The 18,173-nt window shown below is 72.7% G+C and carries 19 protein-coding genes; 4 read left to right on the plus strand and 15 right to left on the minus strand.

Annotated elements, in window-relative coordinates; translation table 11 throughout:
• Positions 1 to 111: 111 nt before the first annotated feature.
• Both JQN83_RS06385 and JQN83_RS06390 read right to left on the minus strand, forming a co-directional pair.
• Positions 112 to 591, minus strand: coding sequence for a cation:proton antiporter regulatory subunit (locus JQN83_RS06385; protein ID WP_208566103.1), 480 nt, complete (start codon positions 589 to 591; stop codon positions 112 to 114).
• 287 nt (positions 592 to 878) lie between these two features.
• Positions 879 to 1,832: an ion transporter gene (locus JQN83_RS06390; protein ID WP_307799055.1), complete on the minus strand. Its 954-nt coding sequence runs from the start codon at positions 1,830 to 1,832 to the stop codon at positions 879 to 881.
• A gap of 190 nt (positions 1,833 to 2,022) precedes the next feature.
• Between JQN83_RS06390 and JQN83_RS06395 the strand changes: the two genes are divergently transcribed.
• The 3 genes from JQN83_RS06395 (at position 2,023) to JQN83_RS06405 (ending at position 4,100) form a co-directional block, all read left to right on the plus strand.
• Entirely contained in the window at positions 2,023 to 2,763 is a 741-nt protein-coding gene (locus JQN83_RS06395) for a hypothetical protein (protein ID WP_208566104.1), read from the plus strand.
• On the plus strand, positions 2,763 to 3,425 hold the full coding sequence (locus JQN83_RS06400) for a DUF6529 family protein (RefSeq protein ID WP_219461659.1): 663 nt from the start codon (positions 2,763 to 2,765) through the stop codon (positions 3,423 to 3,425). Before JQN83_RS06395 ends, JQN83_RS06400 begins: the two co-directional genes overlap by 1 nt.
• 105 nt (positions 3,426 to 3,530) lie before the next feature.
• On the plus strand, positions 3,531 to 4,100 hold the full coding sequence (locus JQN83_RS06405; RefSeq protein ID WP_308290718.1) for a Rieske (2Fe-2S) protein: 570 nt from the start codon (positions 3,531 to 3,533) through the stop codon (positions 4,098 to 4,100).
• Here the strand turns inward: JQN83_RS06405 and JQN83_RS06410 are convergent.
• The 7 genes from JQN83_RS06410 to JQN83_RS06440 all read right to left on the minus strand — a co-directional run bounded on the left by JQN83_RS06410 (position 4,097) and on the right by JQN83_RS06440 (position 12,518).
• Positions 4,097 to 5,734, minus strand: a complete 1,638-nt coding sequence (locus tag JQN83_RS06410) for a CotH kinase family protein (RefSeq protein ID WP_307799056.1) — start codon at positions 5,732 to 5,734, stop codon at positions 4,097 to 4,099. The two genes, JQN83_RS06405 and JQN83_RS06410, sit on opposite strands and share 4 nt — an antisense overlap.
• Positions 5,735 to 5,833: 99 nt before the next feature.
• Entirely contained in the window at positions 5,834 to 6,526 is a 693-nt protein-coding gene (urtE, locus tag JQN83_RS06415; RefSeq protein WP_208566106.1) for an urea ABC transporter ATP-binding subunit UrtE, read from the minus strand.
• On the minus strand, positions 6,526 to 7,281 hold the full coding sequence (gene urtD / locus JQN83_RS06420; protein ID WP_208566107.1) for an urea ABC transporter ATP-binding protein UrtD: 756 nt from the start codon (positions 7,279 to 7,281) through the stop codon (positions 6,526 to 6,528). Before urtD ends, urtE begins: the two co-directional genes overlap by 1 nt.
• Positions 7,278 to 8,465 carry an urea ABC transporter permease subunit UrtC gene (urtC, locus tag JQN83_RS06425; protein WP_208566108.1) on the minus strand — a complete coding sequence of 396 codons (1,188 nt, stop codon included), beginning with the start codon at positions 8,463 to 8,465 and terminating at the stop codon, positions 7,278 to 7,280. The genes urtD and urtC overlap by 4 nt, the downstream gene beginning before the upstream one ends.
• On the minus strand, positions 8,462 to 9,349 hold the full coding sequence (gene urtB / locus JQN83_RS06430) for an urea ABC transporter permease subunit UrtB (RefSeq protein WP_208566109.1): 888 nt from the start codon (positions 9,347 to 9,349) through the stop codon (positions 8,462 to 8,464). The genes urtC and urtB overlap by 4 nt, the downstream gene beginning before the upstream one ends.
• Before the next feature lie 63 nt (positions 9,350 to 9,412).
• Positions 9,413 to 10,657, minus strand: a complete 1,245-nt coding sequence (urtA, locus tag JQN83_RS06435; protein ID WP_208566110.1) for an urea ABC transporter substrate-binding protein — start codon at positions 10,655 to 10,657, stop codon at positions 9,413 to 9,415.
• Between the two features lie 721 nt (positions 10,658 to 11,378).
• A complete protein-coding gene (locus JQN83_RS06440; RefSeq protein ID WP_208566111.1) occupies positions 11,379 to 12,518 on the minus strand; it encodes a substrate-binding domain-containing protein in 1,140 nt (379 codons plus the stop codon).
• A 95-nt stretch (positions 12,519 to 12,613) separates the two neighbouring features.
• Here JQN83_RS06440 and JQN83_RS06445 point away from each other — a divergent pair, with 95 nt between their 5' ends.
• Positions 12,614 to 13,054, plus strand: a complete 441-nt coding sequence (locus JQN83_RS06445) for a MarR family winged helix-turn-helix transcriptional regulator (RefSeq protein ID WP_208566112.1) — start codon at positions 12,614 to 12,616, stop codon at positions 13,052 to 13,054.
• Between the two features lie 303 nt (positions 13,055 to 13,357).
• Here the strand turns inward: JQN83_RS06445 and JQN83_RS06450 are convergent, their stop codons facing one another.
• From JQN83_RS06450 to JQN83_RS06475, 6 genes are read right to left on the minus strand one after another with little or no spacing between them, the layout of a single operon-like run.
• The gene (locus tag JQN83_RS06450) at positions 13,358 to 14,308 is read right to left on the minus strand and encodes an urease accessory protein UreD (protein WP_208566113.1); all 951 of its coding nucleotides are present in this window, start codon (positions 14,306 to 14,308) and stop codon (positions 13,358 to 13,360) included.
• Complete coding sequence (gene ureG / locus JQN83_RS06455; protein WP_208566114.1) at positions 14,308 to 15,045, minus strand: urease accessory protein UreG; 738 nt, start codon at positions 15,043 to 15,045, stop codon at positions 14,308 to 14,310. Before ureG ends, JQN83_RS06450 begins: the two co-directional genes overlap by 1 nt.
• Entirely contained in the window at positions 15,035 to 15,718 is a 684-nt protein-coding gene (locus JQN83_RS06460; RefSeq protein WP_208566115.1) for an urease accessory protein UreF, read from the minus strand. The genes ureG and JQN83_RS06460 overlap by 11 nt, the downstream gene beginning before the upstream one ends.
• A complete protein-coding gene (locus tag JQN83_RS06465) occupies positions 15,718 to 17,421 on the minus strand; it encodes an urease subunit alpha (RefSeq protein WP_208566116.1) in 1,704 nt (567 codons plus the stop codon). Before JQN83_RS06465 ends, JQN83_RS06460 begins: the two co-directional genes overlap by 1 nt.
• Positions 17,418 to 17,777 (minus strand): urease subunit beta, encoded by a 360-nt coding sequence (locus JQN83_RS06470; protein WP_208566117.1) that lies wholly within the window; start codon positions 17,775 to 17,777, stop codon positions 17,418 to 17,420. The genes JQN83_RS06465 and JQN83_RS06470 overlap by 4 nt, the downstream gene beginning before the upstream one ends.
• Positions 17,774 to 18,076, minus strand: a complete 303-nt coding sequence (locus JQN83_RS06475) for an urease subunit gamma (protein ID WP_208566118.1) — start codon at positions 18,074 to 18,076, stop codon at positions 17,774 to 17,776. The genes JQN83_RS06470 and JQN83_RS06475 overlap by 4 nt, the downstream gene beginning before the upstream one ends.
• Between the last annotated feature and the right edge of the window lie 97 nt (positions 18,077 to 18,173).

The raw sequence follows: 18,173 nt of genomic DNA on the forward strand, positions 1-18,173 counted from the left end.
ACCCGATCGGGGCGGTGCGGAACCGGCGGCGCGGGGACGGGCGTCCCCGGGTCGCACGGCCACCGCGGCGGTGGCGTCACCAGTGGTTGGTCGGTCGGTGGTGGTACCCGGTCAGTGACCGGCGAACACGTCCACGGCGGCCGTGGTGGCCGCCTCCGCGCCCGCGACGACGACCTCGTCGCCGGCGAGCAGGACGTAGTCGTCGCCGGGGGTCGGGACGACCCGGCCGGCGCGGACCACCGCCAGCAGCGACAGCGGCAGTCCGGACGACGCGGTGTCCCGCCAACGTTTTCCGTCGCCGGCGCCGCCCACGGCGACGGGTATTCGCACGACGGTGACGCCGGGGAGCTGGCGTTCCAGCTCGGCGAGGTGGTCGACGGTGACCGCCTGGTTGAGCACCCCGGCGACGGCCTGCGCCTCGGACTGGTCGAGCACCAGCGTGCCGACCGCGGTGTCGGTGTCGTCGGGGTGGTAGATCACGATGTCGCGCCGCCCGCCGGGGTGGGAGATGACGCTGGCCCACTGGCCGTGTGCGGTGGCGAAGCGCTGGCAGAGTCCGACCCCGTGAATGACCGTACGTTCGAACCGCACACCGACCTCCTTCGCCCAACATCGAAGGGGCGTCCGGCCGGTAACGGCCGCGCGCCCCTTCATCCCTATCATGATCGGGGCGCGACCGCCCACCTCCACCGTCCCACCATTCGGGAAACCTGGACGTCGGAGGGGGTGCCGACGGACCCTCGGCTCCGCTCGGGGGCGACGGTCACGGGCCCACCGACCGGCACCGGCCGGTCAGCGGCCGACGGGCCGTGCGACATGTCGACGGCGGATGCCGACGGTCCGGGTGACATGTCGGCGGCGGATGCCGACGCCCGTCGTCAACGGGCGTCGGAGCGTTCGGCCGACCGGTGCCGGCTCGCCGGGTCGTCCCGGTCGATGCGCAGCTCACGTTCCAGCTCGGCGATCACCGCCCGCAGGTCGTCCAGGCGCTGGGTCAGGGCGATCCGGTCGACCTCGTCGGGCACGCCGTCGCCGTCGGCGTCGTAGCCGGGCGCCAGCCCTTCGGTCATCTCCAGCCGGCGGGCCTCCTCCATCGAGTTGACGATGACCGCGATCAGGATGTTCAGCAGCAGATTGACCGTGATGATCACGTAGCTGACGTAGTAGAGGAGGGTCCACGGGGACAGCGCCATGCCCTGCTCGACGAGATCCGGCAGGGTCTCCAGGGAGAGCAGCACGAACAGGGTCAGCAGGGACCGGCCGATGTCGCCGTACTGCTCCGGGTACGCCCGGCCGAAGATCAGCCAGCCGGCCATGCCGTAGACGTAGAGGGTCACCATGGCCAGCGCGAGGAAGCCGCCGACGCCGGGCAGGCTGCGCCACAGCGCGGCCACGATGGTGCGCAGTCCGGGCGAGAAACGCACCAGGCGCAGCACCCGGGCCACCCGGACGACGCGCAGCAGCGCCGAGTCGCCGTGCAGGCCGGGCAGGAAGATCGCCGCGATCACCACCAGGTCGAACACGTTCCATCCGTGCCGGAGGAAGTCCTGCGGCCGACGCCCGTACGCCAGCACCCGGATGGCGATCTCGGCGACGAAGGCGACCCGGAAGCTCAGCTCCAGCCAGTGCAGCGCGGGTCGGGCCGCACCGAGATCCGGATAGGTCTCCACCCCGAGGACCGCCGCGTTGGCCATGATGAGCACCACGATCGCCGCCTCGAACGGACGCGACCGGGCGATGCGGGCGCACCACCTGGGCAGGCCGGACAGGTGGGTCGGACCGGGATCGGGGGCACCCCGTGGGGTGGGAACCGGCGACAGGGGTGTGGCCACGGGCGGCACCGGTCACCCGGTCCCGCAGCGGGGCGGAAACGCGGCAGCCATGCCGACACCCTAACGGCCACCCCGGACGGTCACCGAAGGTCACCGACCGGCCACCGGCCCACTTTCGGGCACAGCTTCTCGCCGCGACATTGAACGACCGGGGCCCGGACTTCGTACATCCCGGTGAAGGGAGCTGCTCATGAAGCGCATGACCCCGTTGCTCACCCTGCTGACCGGGACGGGCATGGCCGCCGTCCTGTTCGCGATGAGCGCCCAGGCGGCGCCGCGTACGGTCGACGCCGGGCCGGCCGCGAACGCGGCGGCCTCGCCCGAGGCCGCCGTCGAGTCGCCCGCCGCACCAGCGGAGCCGGCACCGGACGCCACCCCGGCGGAGCCGTCGGAGCAGCGGGGCCAGCCCGCCCCGCCGCAGACGCCACCGCCGAGCACACCACCGGCGGCCAAGGCCGACTCCAACTGGACCGGGCGGCTCGACGGCGGCGCCACCATCGCGATCACCGTCACCGACGGTAAGGCGGTGGCGTACGTCTGCGACGGCAAGAAACTGGAGGTGTGGCTCAAGGGCACCGCCGCCGACGGCCGGATGAAGTTGACCGGCAAGAAGGGCGAGGTGCTCACCGGCTCCTTCGGCGACGGCGTCGCCTCCGGCGAGATGGTGGTGGGTCAGCGCCGGTGGAAGTTCACCGCCAAGCAGACCAGCAAGCCCGACCCGGTGCTCTACCGGGCCACCTCGCAGCAGCGCCGTTCCGGTGTCGACGGCGGCTGGATCATGCTGCCCGACGGCAGCCAGATCGGGGTGGTGACCCGCGACGGCACTGCGGTGTCGGCCCCGCCGCTGGACCCCGCGTTCGGCACCACCATCCTCGACGGCCGGACCGTCACCGCGGCCCCGGTGACGGCCGACCCGGGCGTCGGTGAGTGATGACCGCCCGCCGCAGGTTCGAGACCGACGTGGGACGCGACGTCGACGACGGGCTGTCCGTCCGGGTCCTGTCCGACCCCCCGTCCGTCGGGATCCCGCCCGACCCGACCGGTACGCCGTCCACCGCCTCCGGCGGACCACCCGCCTCGGTGGTCGTACCGCTGCTGGTCGGGGCGGCGGTCACGGTGGCCATCGGGGCGTACGCCAAGGTGCACCAGCCCACCGGGATCGCGGTGAACGTAGCCGGCTTCTCCAGCCCCCAGGCGGTCAAGGTCTGGTTGGGCACCGGGGCGGCCTTCTTCGCCGTGGTGCAGCTGGTCACCGCGCTGTCGATGTGGGGCCGGCTCGGTAGCTTCTCGCCCTCCTGGGCGGGTGGGCTGCACCGGTGGAGCGGCCGGGTGGCGTTCCTGCTGACCGTGCCGGTGGCGGTGCACTGCCTCTACGCGTTGGGCTTCGCCGACTACGACCTGCGGACCCTGCTGCACTCGCTGCTCGGCTGCCTCTTCTTCGGCATCTTCACCATGAAGATGCTGGCCCTGCCCAAGCGGGGGTTGGCCGGCTGGGTCCTGCCGGTCGTCGGTGGGTTGCTCTTCACCGTCCTGATGGGAATCTGGGTGACCTCGTCGCTGTGGTACTTCACCACCTTCGGGGTGGGCACGTGACGCGGGCCGGTAGCCGATACGCGGGCCGGGTGGCTGACGCGGGCGGGTAGCCGATACGCGGGGCGGGCACGTGCCGCGGCGGCGGCCCGTGGACAGGGTGGGCGTGTGACACACGAGAGGAACGACGGGCAGATGTGCGACGAACGTGGGGCGGGCTGTGCGTCCCGGCGGGCCGTGCTGGCCGGTGCCGGTGGGGTGGGCGTGACCGCCCTGCTCACCGGCTGCCAGACGTACGGTGAGTCGACGGCACCGGCCGCCGCTCCGGCGGCCAGCGGTTCCGCCGGGGCTCCTGCGGGTGGCAACCCGGCCGGCGCCTCACCGGGCGCGGCCGGGCCGTCCGCGGGGGCGAGCGGTTCCCCCGCAGGAGGTGGCGAGCAGCCGCCCGCCCCGGCGGCGCTGGCCGCGGTGGCGGACATCCCGGTCGGCGGCGGCAAGATCTTCAAGGCCGAGGGGGTGGTGGTGACCCAACCCGCCGCCGGCACCATCAAGGCGTTCTCGGCGACCTGCACCCACCAGGGCTGCACGGTCACCTCCGTCAAGGACGGCACCATCGTCTGCGGCTGCCACAACAGCGTCTTCGGCATCGCCGACGGCGCGGTGCGCAGCGGCCCGGCCGGTAGCCCGCTGCCGCCCCGGGCGGTGACCGTCGACGGTGACGACATCCGGCTGGCCTAGACGGCGGAGTCCAGCCACGCCATCCGCCGGTCCAGCCAGTCCCGCAGGTAGTCGAGCTGCCCCTGCCACGTGTCGGCGGTCGGGGTGACGATGGGGCCGATCTTCTCGGTGGTCAGGTTCGGCCACCGCTGGAAGTTGCGGTCGGCGGCGTTGGCCAGCGGCGCGGTGAGAGCGGCGAGGCGCGCGTCGAGCCCGGCGGCGGAGAGCGGACCCTGGCGGAGAGCGGCCCAGCGGGCCCGGACCAGCGCCATGAACCCGGGGTCCGTGACCAGCCGGTTGATCCAGTTGTTGGGCTTCGGCCAGCGGGGCTGCGCGTACTGCCAACCGGTGGTCTCCAGGTTGTCCCCGCCACCGATGCCGTAGGTGAGGTCGAGGTCCCACAGCGGCCCGGCGGTGATCTTGCCGCCGCGGTCCTTGTGGAAGTACGAGCTGCGGGCGTACGCGTCGAAGTTGCGGGTCAGCTCGTTGACGATGAACGAGTCGACGAACGATCCCACGTCGATCCAGGCGGGATAGCCCGTGGTCGGATCGGCGAAGTCGCGGGACTGCATCAGGTCGTTGAACTGTTGGAGGTGCCCGGTGAGCCAGGCCTGCTGTTCCGGTTGCAGGGGCGAGGGGTCGACCACCTCCAGGTAGTGCCAGCAGGTCGCGGGCCGTCCCTGGCACTCCAGGGTCGGCTCCTCGGCCGTCAGCCACTCGAACTTGAAGATGTACCCGCCGGAGATGGCCGGCAGGGTGACGTCGTCGGGGTCGAGGTCCTTCAGGTCGAGCCGGTTCTTCGAGTTCTTGATGGTCTCGACGATCAGGTAGACGCCCTGGTAGTCCTCGGCGTTCACCGGCCGGTCCGCGACGTTGTGGTAGAACTCGACGAAGGCGTACCGGGGGGCCGCGAACCCCATCTCGCGGGCCAGGTCAAAGGTGAACGCCTCCCGGATCAACGCCTTGTCGGTGTAGGGCCCCCGCAGCACCCAGTCGGATTCGGCCGGCATGCCGAGCACCGGATGGTCGACGTCGTCGTCCTCGTTGTCCCGGAACTCGACCCGGTAGGGCGCCTTGTCGAACAGGGAACTCGACGTGCCGCGCAGGTGGTAACCGATCCGGGTGGCGAGGGTGGGTGGCGTCGAGAGCGACGCGTGTCCCCCGGTCGGCGCGAAGAGCAGGGCTGCCGCATCGACGAACTCCCGTCCCGGCGCACCCTGGCCGTACCCGTCGATCAGCAGGATCGGCAGGTCGAGGCTGACGTCCACGGCCCGCTCGACGTAGAGGGCGGTGCCCGGGTCGCCGGTCGCCACCCCGTCGACGAACGCCGCGGCCCGTAGCTGGGTGGTGGCGGAGATGGCCACCGGGGTGCCGTCGTACCGGGGGGAGTCCGTCCCGGGCAGCGCCCCGTCGGTCGTGTAGCGGATCTCGGCGTCGGTCACCGTCGTCCGCAACGAGACCGCGAGTGCGTCCCGGAAGGTGCCGCTCGGCGTGGAGAAGACGATGTCGCCGGTCAGTTCGTCGGCCGGGTCCGCCGCCGGGGCGGCGGTGGCCGACGCGCCGGCCGGCCGGTCCGGGGTCGGCGACGGGCCGCCGACCACACCGAGCGAGATCGCGGTCACGACGCCCAGGATCCGGGCCGGCAGATTCCGCACAGTCACTCCCCTGCGTCACGGGCGGTTGAAGCACCTCCATGCCATCTACGCACGCCAATGTTACATGTTCGATCACTTTCGGTCATCGATCCAACACGGTCAGACAGCGAGCGCCTGGCGGACCGACCGTTCGGCGTCCCGGCCACCGTCGCCGGTGGCGGTGACCCGGCCGGACTCCAGCACGTAGTGCCGGGTCGCCACCCGCAACGCGAAGCCGAGGTGCTGCTCCACCAGCAGCACCCGGATGCCGGCCCCGGTGGCCAGCTCGACGATCCGGTCCTGGATCTCGGCGACCACCGAGGGCTGGATGCCCTCCGTGGGTTCGTCGAGCAGCAGCAGCCGGGGCCGGGTGACCAGCGCGCGGGCGATGGCCAACTGCTGCCGCTGGCCGCCGGAGAGCAGGCCGGCCCGCCGCCGCAGCAGTGGGCGCAGCGCCGGGAACAGGTCCAGCGCCTCGGCGGTGGCGGCGGCCCCGTCGCGCCGGCCGTCGGCCACCAGCCGCAGGTTCTCCGCCGCCGTCAGGTGCGGGAAGCACTGCTGGCCCTGCGGCACGTACGCCAGGCCCCGGGCGACCCGCTGGTGCGGGGCGAGCCGGGTGACGTCCTCCCCGTCGAGGGTGACCGTGCCGGCGCGGGGGCGCAGCAGCCCGACGGCGACCCGCAGCAGGGTGCTCTTGCCCGCGCCGTTGTGGCCGAGCACGGCGGCCACCCCGTCGGCGGGGACGGCCACGTCCACCCCGTGCAGCACCTCACTGCGGCCGTAGCCGGCGTGTACGCCACGCAGATCCAACATCACGCCTCCGGTGCGGTGTCGACGCCGAGGTAGACCTCCTGCACCCGGGGGTCCGCCTGGACCTGGGCGACGGTGCCCTCGCTGAGCACCTTCCCGGCGTGCAGCACGGTCACGCTGCGGGCGAAGCGCCGCAGGAAGTCCATGTCGTGTTCGATGACCACCACGGTGCGGTCCCGGCTGACCGTCTCCAGCAGGGCGCCGGTGGCGTCGCGTTCCTCGTGGCTCATCCCGGCGACGGGTTCGTCGAGCAGCAGCAGCCGGGCGTCGGAGACCAACAGCATGCCGATCTCCAACCACTGCTTCTGCCCGTGCGCCAACGCGCCGGCCAGCTGGTCACCCCGGTCGGTCAGCCCGATCGTCTCCAGCGCGGCGGCCACCTCGTCGGGGATCCGGTTGCGTCGTCGGGCCAACGTCCACCAGTTCCGGGTGGCACCGGCGGCGATGTCGAGGTTCTGCACCACGGTCAGTTCCTCGAAGACCGAGGCGGTCTGGAAGGTGCGGCCGATGCCGAGCCGGGCGATGCGGTGCACGTCGCGACCGAGCAGTTCCCGGTCGCCGAAGCGGGCCGAGCCGGTGGCCCGGACCAGCCCGGTCACGGCGTCGACCACTGTGGTCTTACCCGCCCCGTTCGGGCCGATCAGAAAGCGGATGTCGCCGGGCGGCACGTCGAGGTCGATCCCGTCGACGGCGGTGAAGCCGTCGAAGGTGACCCGCAGGCCGCGTACGCACAGGCCGTCGAGTTGCGGGCCGGTCATGCCGCCGACACCTCCGTCCGGTTCTCGGCCCGGTCCACCGGCCGGGCCCGCCGCCACCACCGCGCGCCGGCCGGGTCCGACCGGCGCTGCCGGGCCAGCACCCACAGCGACGCCAGGCCGCCCGGCAGGAACGCCACCACCAGCACGAACAGCAGGCCCTGCAGGTACGTCCAGGTGCCCGGGAACCGTTCCGACAGGGCCGTACGCGCCCAGGCCACCGCCACCGCGCCGAGCACCGGACCGAGCAGGGTGGCCCGGCCGCCGACCGCGACACCGATGACGAACTCGATGGACGGGACGATCCCGATCAGGGCGGGTGAGATGATCCCGACCGCCGGGACGAACAGCGCCCCGGCCAGCCCGGCCATCCCGGCGGCGATCACGTAGCCGACGAGCTTGACGCCGGCCGGGTCGTAGCCGAGGAAACGGACCCGTTCCTCACCGTCGCGGACGGCCACCAGCAACTCGCCGTAGCGGCTGCGGATCAGTTGCCGGGCCAGGGCCAGCAGCGCGAGCAGGCTGGCGGCGATGATGAAGTAGACCATCCGCTGGTTGACCGGGTCGTCCAGGTCGTACCCGAAGAAGCCCTGGATGTCGGTGAGGCCGTTGGTGCCGCCGGTGGTGCCCTGCTGGCCGACCAGCAGGATCACCATCGCGGCGGCGAGGGCCTGGCTGAGGATGGCGAAGTAGGCGCCGCGGACCCGGCGGCGGAAGACCAGCGAGCCGAGGCCGAACGCGACAGCCATCGGCAGCAGCACGGTGGCCGGCAGGGCGATCCACGGGCTGGCGAACGGCCGCCACCACAACGGCAACTCGTCGAGTTGGCCGTAGAGCTGCATGAAGTCGGGCAGTTCGCCGGGGCCGGCGTCGGCGAGCTTGAGGTGCATCGCCATCGCGTAGCCGCCGAGGCCGAAGAACACCCCCTGGCCGAGGGTGAGCATGCCGCCCCGACCCCAGGCGATGCCGATGCCGACCGCGACCATCGCCACGCACAGGTACTTGGCCAGCAGCGACAGCCGGAAGTCCGACAGGGTCAGCGGGGCGACGGCGAACAGCAGCGCCGCCCCGAGGGCGAACCCGGCGGCGGTGCGGGCCGGGCCGTCGAACCGGCGGCCCCGCCGGCCACCGGGCGGGCTCCCGGTCACGGCGGCCGGATCGGTGCCGACCAGCGGCGCGGCGGTCATGCGAGGCTCCTGGTACGCAGGGTGAACAGCCCCTGGGGCCGCCACTGGAGGAACGCCACGATCGCCACGAAGACGATCACCTTGGCGACGCTGAGGGTGGTGAGGTACTCGCCGGTGGCCTGGAGCACGCCCAGCGCAAAGGCGACGATCACGCTGCCCTTGAGCTGGCCGATGCCGCCGACCACGACGACCAGGAAGGCGTCGATGATCAGGTTGGTACCCATCGTGGGGCCGATCGGCCCGAGCAGGGTCAGCGCGACCCCGGCGACGCCGGCCAGCCCGGATCCGATGAAGAAGGTCGTCCGGTCGACCCGGGCGGTGGGGATGCCGGAGACGGCGGCGAGGTCGCGGTTCTGCACCACCGCGCGGATGCGCCGCCCGAGCGGGGTGAGCCGCAGTGCCAGGGTCAGCGCCAGCACGGCGGCCAGCGCGAGGGCCAGGATGAACAGCCGGTTGTTGGCGACGGTGAGCCCGCCGGGCAGGGAGATGTTGCCGGTGAGCAGCGCCGGGGCGCGGGTCTGCACGTTGGGGCTGCCGAAGACGTCGCGGGCCAGTTGCTGGAGCATCAGCGAGACGCCCCAGGTGACCAGCAGGGTGTCCAGCGGGCGGGCGTAGAGGCGGCGGATCAGCAGCACCTCCAGCAGCACGCCCATGGTGCCGGCCACCGCGAAGGCGACCGGCAGCGCCACCAGCAGCGACCAGCCGGCGGCCGTCACGGTCTGCTGCAGGACGTAGGTGGTGTAGGCGCCGGCCATGATGAACTCACCGTGCGCCATGTTGATCACGTTCATCTGGCCGAAGGTCAGCGCCAGGCCGAGGGCGATGAGCAGCAGCACCGCGCCGATGCTGATGCCGGTGAAGAGCTGACCGAAGAGGACTGTCACGTTCGCGCTCCGAAGTGGTGGGTCGGCCCGGGCGGGGGTGCCTCCCGCCCGGGCCGGGATCGGTCAGCTCAGGCCGCTCGCCCAGGGGTAGCTCTTCAGGTACGGGTCGGGCGTGATCGGCTTGCCCGAGTTCCACACCTCGGCGATCAGCCCGTCGGCGCCGACCTTGCCGATCCGGGCGGTCTTGGCGATGTGCTGGGTGGGGCCGTCCACGGTGACCAGGCCCTCCGGGGCGTCGTAGGTGATGCCACCGGAAGCGGCCCGGACCTTCTCCACCTCGAACGTGCCGGCCTTGTCGACCATCGCCTTCCACAGGTACACCGCGACGTAGGCGGCCTCCATCGGGTCGCTGGTCGGCTTGTCCGCGCCGTACTTGGCCTTGTAGGCGGCGACGAACTTCTGGTTGGCCGCGCCGGGGGTGGTCTGGTAGTAGTTCCAGGCGGTCAGCTGGTCCTTGAGGTACTGGGTGCCGATCCCCTTGACCTCTTCCTCGGCGATCGACACCGACACCACGGGCATGCTCGCGGCGGTCAGCCCGGCGGAGGTGTACTCCTTGAAGAACGCCACGTTGCTGTCGCCGTTGAGGGTGTTGAACACCGCGTCGGCCTTGGCGGAGCGGACCTTGTTGACGATGGTGCCGAACTCGGTAGAACCGAGCGGGGCGTAGTCCTCGCCGAGCACGGTCATCCCGTTCGCCGCCGCGTACGCCTTAATGATCTTGTTGGCGGTACGCGGGAAGACGTAGTCGCTGCCGACCAGGTAGACCGACTTCTTGCCCTGCGCCTTGAGGTAGTCCAGGCCGGGCACGATCTGCTGGTTGGTGGTGGCCCCGGTGTAGAAGATGTACGGCGACTGCTCCAGCCCCTCGTACTGCACCGGGTAGAACAGCAGCGCCTTGTTCTTCTCGAAGACCGGCTTGACCGCCTTGCGACTGGCCGACGTCCAGCAGCCGAAGACGGCGGCGACCCGGTCCTGGGAGATCAGCTTCTCGGCCTTCTCGGCGAAGGTGGGCCAGTCGGAGGCGCCGTCCTCACCGACCGGGACGATCTTCTTGCCCAGCACGCCACCGGCGGCGTTGATCTCCTCGACGGCCAGCATGATGGAGTCCCGCACGGTGACCTCGCTGATGGCCATCGTGCCGGAGAGCGAGTTGAGCAGCCCGACCTTGACGGAGTCGCCGGAGACGTCGGCACTGACACCGGCGGTCGACTTCTCGTCGGAGGTCTTGCTGCCACAACCGGTGAGTGCGGCGGCGGCGATCAGGGTCATGGCGCCCGCCAGGATGCGGCGGCCCCGGAACTGTGACATTCATTCTCCCTGCGCGGAGCGAATTTCGCCGGACGATTTTCCGTGTCGACCAGCACTGGTCGGCAGACATTGGTCCAACTCGGCAATCGGTGCGGTAGCGGTGGTCGTCGGCGGTACCGCCGGGCGACGGGTGGGACGTCACCGTGGCGGTCCGCAGTGGACTTCGGGCAGCAAGAGCCTCTGCCCAATTGATTGCCGCCACGTTTCCCAGCCCTTAATTGGCTGTTTCACCAATCGATCTCGGCGCATAAGAAAAGGCCACCGCCGCAAACCGACGATGACCTCAACAGAATCCGCGAAATAGCGTCCGCCACCACCGGCGCAGGCACCCGACCAAAAAACCCGGCCGCACGCCCCACAATGGCAGGAATGGCGATTACTTCACGCAGGAAGCATCCTAGAGCCCCCACCCACCCCCCTGTCAACCACCACCCCACCCCACCCCACGCCCTCCCCCCTCCCCCACGCCGCCCCGCCCCGCATCTCCCCGGTGATCAAGAGGTTTGCGTCACCAAACGGCCGACGGATGACACAAACCTCTTGATCACGTGACCGACCCGGTCACCGTGCCCCGGGTCGGCCGGCTGGGGCTGGTGATCAAGAGGTTTGCGTCAAGTTCGATCTTCAAGTTGACGCAAACCTCTTGATCACCGGGGTCTGGGGGTGGGTGAGGCCGAGGTGGGGGGGTGGGTGAGGCCGGGGTGGGGGGGTGGGGTGGGGGTCAGAGTTGGGAGAGGACGGTGAAGTCGAGGCCGTCGGCCTCGGCGAGGTAGATGCGTTGGCGGACGTGGCGGTGGCGCAGGTGCAGCTCACCCCGGGGGCCGTGGTAGGTGACGGCGTCCGCCGCCGCGCCGATCGCCCGTACGTCCAGGGTGCGGGCCCGGGTGATCAGGGCGGCGAGCAGCATCACGCCCTCGTAGCAGGACTCCCCCAGGCTGCCCAGCGGCGGGGCGTCCACCCCGAACCGGCGGGCGAACGCGCCGTGGAAGTCGAGGTTCTCCCGGGTGACCAGGCCGGCGAAGAACCCGGCGGTGCTGAACAACCGGCGGGTGCCGCCGACACCGCTGGCCATCAGCATGTTCTCGTCCATCAGGGTGCTCAACCGCAGGCACCGCTGGTCCAGTGCGGACCGGCCGAAGGCCCGGTTGAACCGGACGGCGTCGGCACCGACGAGCAGCATCAGCACCGCGTCGGCCTCGGCCCGCTCGACCGCCCGCAGCACCGGCCCGAAGTCCTCGGTGCCCAACGGCAGGAAGGCCCGCCCGCACACCCGCGCCCCGTCGTCGCGGGCGTAGCGCTGGGCGGCCTGCGCGGTCCGGCGTGGCCAGACGTAGTCGTTGCCCACCACGTACCAGCGGCGTACGCCCTGCTCCCGGGCGAGCAGCCGCATCGCCGGCCGGAGCTGGGCGTCGGGTGTCTCGCTGGTCAGGAAGACCCCCTCGGTACGCTCCCCGCCCTCGTACAGGGCGGTGTAGACGTAGGGCACCCGGTGCGCGATCCTCGGCGCCACCGCCTGCCGGACCGACGAGATGTGCCAACCGGTCACCCCCTGCACCGCACCGGTCGACACCAGCGCCTCCACCTCAGCGGCGACCTCGGCCGGTGGCGCACCGCCGTCGACCGGCACCAGCCGCAGCTCCCGACCGAGCACCCCGCCGGCCCGGTTGACCTCCTCCACCGCCAACTGGGCGCACAGCTCACAGGTGGGGCCGAACATGCCGGCCGGGCCGCGCATCGGGAAGACCAGCGCGACACTGACCACCGACCGGTCGACGGTCAGCCAGGGGGCCGCACCGGCCGTGCCGCCCGGGCGGGACAACGGCTCCGGCAGGCCGGGGGAGCCGGGCACCGGCACGGACATGCTGACATGATCGCCGGCAACCCTGGCGGGCCACCAGACCCGACCGAAAACCGGGATGCTTCGGTAACATGGCAAGCCACCGAACGGGGAGAGACATGGCCGACGATCCCACCACGCCCGTCGACCTGATGCGCGCGCTCACCCGCGCCGAACGGCTGCTCGCCCGTCGGGTCGGTGTGGTGCTCACCGCCGAGGGGCTCACCGTCGAGGCGTGGCGGGTACTCTGCCGACTCGCCGACGGGCAGGGTCACCCGATGAGCGAAGTCTCCACCGAGGAGTCGTTGCCGCCGGGCACCCTGACGAAGATCGTCGATCAGCTCGTCGACCGGAACCTGGTACACCGCCGGATCGACCCGTTCGACCGGCGACGCATCCGGGCCTACCTGACGCCCCGGGGCCGGCGCGAACACGAACGCATCGATGCCCTCGTCCGGGCCGAGCTGGCCGGGATCATCGACGACGCGACGCTGACCGGCCAGCTCGTCGACCTCGTCGCCCGGCTCGACCCCCGCCGGCAGCCGGTCCGCGCCGGCTGACCGGCAACCACAGCGGACCGACCGACTGCCGGTGCGGACCGACTGACCGGCAGCCCCACAGTCCGACTGACCGGCAGCCCCACAATCCAGCTGACCGGCGGCCGGCGCAGGTCAGCTGTCCGACGGCCGCACGAGCCAGCTGACCGACGGCCGGCGCAGGCCAGCTGACCGACCGCCGCACCAGCCAGCTGACCGGCAACCACACCGGGCCAGCTGACCGACTGCCGGCGCAGGCCGACTCCCCCGGCAACCACACGGGCTGGCTGTCCCTCCGGCCGGCTGTCACCGGCACCAGGCCGGCCGTCAGCGGCGACCGGCAGCCGTCACCCACCCCGTCTCCCCCGCCGCGTCCGGAACGCTGCCCCCCGCCCCCGGCAGCGCCCTGGGCCCGGCAGCGGCAGCGGGCGCGGTAGCAGCCGCGCTGACGGTCGGGGCGGCCGGAGTCGGACCGGTGGCCGTCGCCGGGGTGGGCGGGTCGATCGCCGCCACGCCGGCCGGGTCGAGCAGGGTACGCAGGGTGTGGGCGTCGGGGGCGGTGGCGGTGAGCAGGGCCGCCGGACCACCGGCCAGCGGCAGCCAGGCGGCGGACGCCCCGGGGCCGGTGGGCAGCACCCGACCCCGGAGCTGACCGCCGCCGTCCACGGTGGCCGGTCCCGACGCGGCGGCGGGACCGACCACCAGCAGCGAACCGGTCGCCGTCGCCCCGCCCAGCACCGCCGGCCCGGCCCAACCGGGTGCGGCCGGGCCGACCGCCAGGGACTGGCGCAGCAGCGGCCGCCCGGCGTGGTCGACCGAGGTGGCCACCACGACGTTGCCGGCGGGTTCGCCGTACCGGCCGCAGACGAGTTCCTCGCGCCAGAGCAACCGGGCCCCCTCGGCGAGGGTCACCCGGGACCCGGCGACGTGATCGCAGCCGGCCGCCGCGACCAACTGCTCCGGCAGCCAGTGCAGGGTGCCGCCGTCGTGCACCACCGCGTCGACCCGCATCCGGGAGACCGCCCCCGGCCGGCCGGGCAGGGCCACCGAGGCGGCGACGGTACGCACCCGCACCGCCGCCCCCGGCCCCACCTCGACGCTCAACCGCAGGTCGTCACCGGCCAGCGGACCGGCCGCGCCGCCGACGACGTACACCGTGGGGACGCCCTCCTCGGTGGCGGCCTGGCGCAGCAGCAGCGGTGACTCGCCCCGCAGCTCGCGCAGCACCGTGCGGCCGTGACGGTCGGCCACCGCCACCACCCGGGCGACCGCGCGCATCAGGCGACGGCCAGCCGGCCGCGGTGGTGGGCCAGCTCGTGACGGACCCAGTCGGCCACCCCGGTGGCCAGCGGATCGCCCACGATGGACAGGAACACCGTCGGCAGGTCCCCCCGCCGGGCGCGGGCGTCGCGGTCCATCACCGACAGGTCGGCCCGGACCAGCGGGGCCAGGTCGGTCTTGTTGATGACCAGCAGGTCGGCGGCGGTCACCCCGGGCCCACCCTTGCGGGGCACCTTGTCGCCCCCGGCGACGTCGACCACGAAGATCTGCCGGTCGACCAGCCCCCGGCTGAACGTGGCGGTGAGGTTGTCCCCACCGCTCTCCACCAGCACCAGGTCCAGCGGTCCGACCCCGTCGACCAGCTCGTCGATCGCGTCGAGGTTCGCGCCGATGTCGTCACGGATCGCGGTGTGCGGGCAGCAACCGGTCTCCACCGCCCGGATCCGCTCCGGGTCGAGCACCCCGGCCCGGCGCAGGAAGTCGGCGTCCTCGGTGGTGTAGATGTCGTTGGTGACCACGCCCAGGCGCAGCTCGTCGGCGAAGGCCCGGCACAGCGCCGCGACCAGCGCGGTCTTGCCCGACCCGACCGGTCCGCCGATGCCGACCCGCAGCGGGCGGGCGGTGGGCGGCAGCGGGGCGTGCGGGTCGACCCCCGGCTCGGGGTGGGTGTGCGGCACGGTCTCGTCGTGCGGGATCGACGCGTGCGGGGTCGGCGATACGGTTTCAGGACGCAAAGAGACGCACCTCCCAGGTGGTGTGGACTTCGGCGTGGATGTCGGTGAGCGGAGCGGCCGGGGCCGGCAGCCACTCGGGCGGATCGTCGGCGGTGGCGACCGCACGGGCCGCCGTGGCGTCGCAGTCGACGGCCAGCGCCGCCAGCACCGCGTGCACCCGGTACGGGTCGAGCCCGAGCAGCCGTACCCCCGCGCTGGCCGGGCCGGTCACCGACCCGTACGCGGCGACGGTCGCCACCGCCACCGGGTCCAGGCCGGCGGCGGCGGCGACCAGACCGAGCACCAGCGGCTGGTGCGGCCCCGGCACACCGGCGGGCAGCGCGTCGAACCCGCCGTCGGGCCAGATCTCCCGACCGGCCCGCAGCAGCGCCCGACCCTGCCGGCGGGAGACGGTCCGCAGCGCCGGGGCGGCGGTACGGGCGTCCAGTTCGGCGTCCAGCCGGGCCAGCGTCGCCCGCCGGTCGGTGGCTGCGGCGGCCCGGTGCGCCGCCACCGCGAACGCGGCGGCGACCAGCCCGCCGGTGGCCAACCGGCCGCGCAGGAACCCGGCCAGGGTGGCCGGGTCGGTGACCAGCCCGGCCGCCACCGCCGCCTCCAGCCCGCCGGAGTGGGCGTGCGCCCCGGCGGGGAACCTGCCGTCGGCCAGCAGCAGCACCATGCTCGACGGGGTCATCAGAACAGGTGGTACCGCTGGGCCATGGGCAGTTCGGTGACCGGTTCCGGGTCGACCGCCACCCCGTCGATGCGGACGGTGAAGGTGTCCGGGTCGACCTCGATGCGCGGCAACGCGCCGTTCTCGGGCAGGTCGGCCTTGCCCCGTGAGCGCACGTCGGCCACCGGGACCAGCGGGCGGCGCACGTCCAGCCGCAGGCCCGCCTCCAGCGCGGCCGGTGCGACGAACGCCACGCTGGTCGCGGCCGGCACCACGCCGTACGCGCCGAACATGGGCCTCGGCAGCATCGGCTGTGGGGTGGGGATGGACGCGTTCGCGTCGCCCATCTGCGCGTACGCGATCATCCCGCCCTTGATCACCAGGTGTGGCCGGACCCCGAAGAACGCCGGGTCCCAGAGCACCAGGTCGGCGAGCTTGCCCGGTTCCACCGAGCCGATCTCCCGTTCCAGCCCGTTGGCCATCGCCGCGCAGATGGTGTATTTCGCTACGTAGCGGCGAGCCCGGTGGTTGTCGGCCGGGCCGTCACCGGGCAGCGCGCCCACCCGCCGCTTCATCACGTGCGCGCTCTGCCAGGTCCGGGTGATCACCTCGCCGACCCGGCCCATCGCCTGCGAGTCGGAGCCGATGATGGAGATCGCCCCGAGGTCGTGCAGCAGGTCCTCGGCGGCCATCGTGGACGGCCGGATCCGGCTCTCGGCGAACGCCAGGTCCTCCGGCACCGACGGGTTGAGGTGGTGGCAGACCATCAGCATGTCGAGGTGCTCGGCGAGGGTGTTGCGGGTGTACGGCCGGGTCGGGTTCGTCGACGACGGCAGCACGTTCGGCTCCCCGGCCACCGTGATGATGTCCGGCGCGTGCCCACCCCCCGCCCCCTCGGTGTGGTACGAGTGGATCGCCCGGCCGGCGATGGCGCGCAGCGTGTCCGCCACGAACCCGGCCTCGTTGAGGGTGTCGGTGTGGATGGACACCTGCACCCCGGACGCGTCGGCCACCCGCAGGCAGGCGTCGATCGCCGCCGGGGTGGTCCCCCAGTCCTCGTGCAGCTTGAACCCACCCGCCCCGGCCCGCAACTGCTCCCACAGCGCCTCGGTGGAGACCGTGTTGCCCTTGCCCAGCAGCAGCACGTTCACCGGGAAGGTGTCCAGCGCCTCGTGCATCCGGGCCAGGTGCCAGGCGTTCGGGGTGACCGTGGTGGCCCGGGTGCCCTCGGCCGGGCCGGTGCCCCCGCCGACCAGGGTGGTGATGCCCGAGGTGAGCGCCTCGGTGACGAGCTGCGGGCAGATGAAGTGCACGTGGGTGTCCACCGCCCCGGCGGTGAGGATGCGCCCGTTGCCGGCGATCACCTCGGTCGACGGGCCGATCACCAGGTCCGGGTGCACCCCGGGCATGGTGTCCGGGTTGCCCGCCCGCCCCAACGCCACGATCCGCCCGTCGCGCAGCCCGACGTCGGCCTTCACCACCCCCCAGTGGTCCAGCACCACCGCGCCGGTGATCACCGTGTCCAGGGCGCCCTCGGCCCGGGTGGCCCGGGACTGGCCCATCGACTCGCGGATCACCTTGCCGCCGCCGAACACCGCCTCGTCGCCGCCGACGCAGTGGTCGACCTCCACCTCGATCAGCAGGTCGGTGTCGGCCAGCCGGATGCGGTCGCCGGTGGTCGGGCCGTACAGGTCGGCGTAGCGTCGCCGGTCCACCGCGCTCATCGTCCCGCCTCCGCGTCGCGCGGGCCGGACCCGTCGGCATCCGGCCCCGGGTCGAGGGGGCCGGCGACCTCGCCGCGCAGCCCCGGCACGACCCGGGCCCCGCCCAGCGGCACCAGGTCGACGGTGCGGCTGACGCCCGGCTCGAACCGCACCGACGTCCCCGCCGGCACGGCGAGCCGCTGCCCGTACGCGGCGGCGCGGTCGAAGCGCAGGCCCGGGTTGGTCTCGGCGAAGTGGTAGTGCGAGCCGACCTGGATCGGCCGGTCGGCGGTGTTGACCACCAGCAGGGTGGTCAACGGGCGACCCGCGTTGATCTCGACCGGCCCGTCGCCGGGCAGGATCTCCCCGGGGATCACGGGATCGGGTGGTGCACCGTCACCAACTTGGTGCCGTCCGGGAACGTCGCCTCCACCTGCACCTCCCCCAGCATCTCGGGGATTCCGTCGAGCACGTCGTCGCGGGTGAGCACGGTCCGGCCGGCGGCCATGAGGTCGGTGACCGTCCGGCCGTCCCGGGCGCCCTCGAGGAGGAACGCGGTGATCATGGCGACAGCCTCGGGATAGTTGAGGCGCAGTCCGCGCTCGCGTCGTCGTCGGGCGACGTCCGCAGCGACGTGGACGAGCAGGCGGTCCTGCTCGTGGGGCGTGAGGAACACGGGATCTCCCGGGCGGCTCGGCGTGTTTCCCACCGTACCGACTCCGAACGCGACAAAGGGCGCAGACCGGCGAGGGGGCGGGGCGACACACGGGACC

It is taken from the genome of Micromonospora antibiotica (assembly GCF_017599305.1).
Classification (GTDB): Bacteria; Actinomycetota; Actinomycetes; order Mycobacteriales; family Micromonosporaceae; genus Micromonospora; species Micromonospora antibiotica.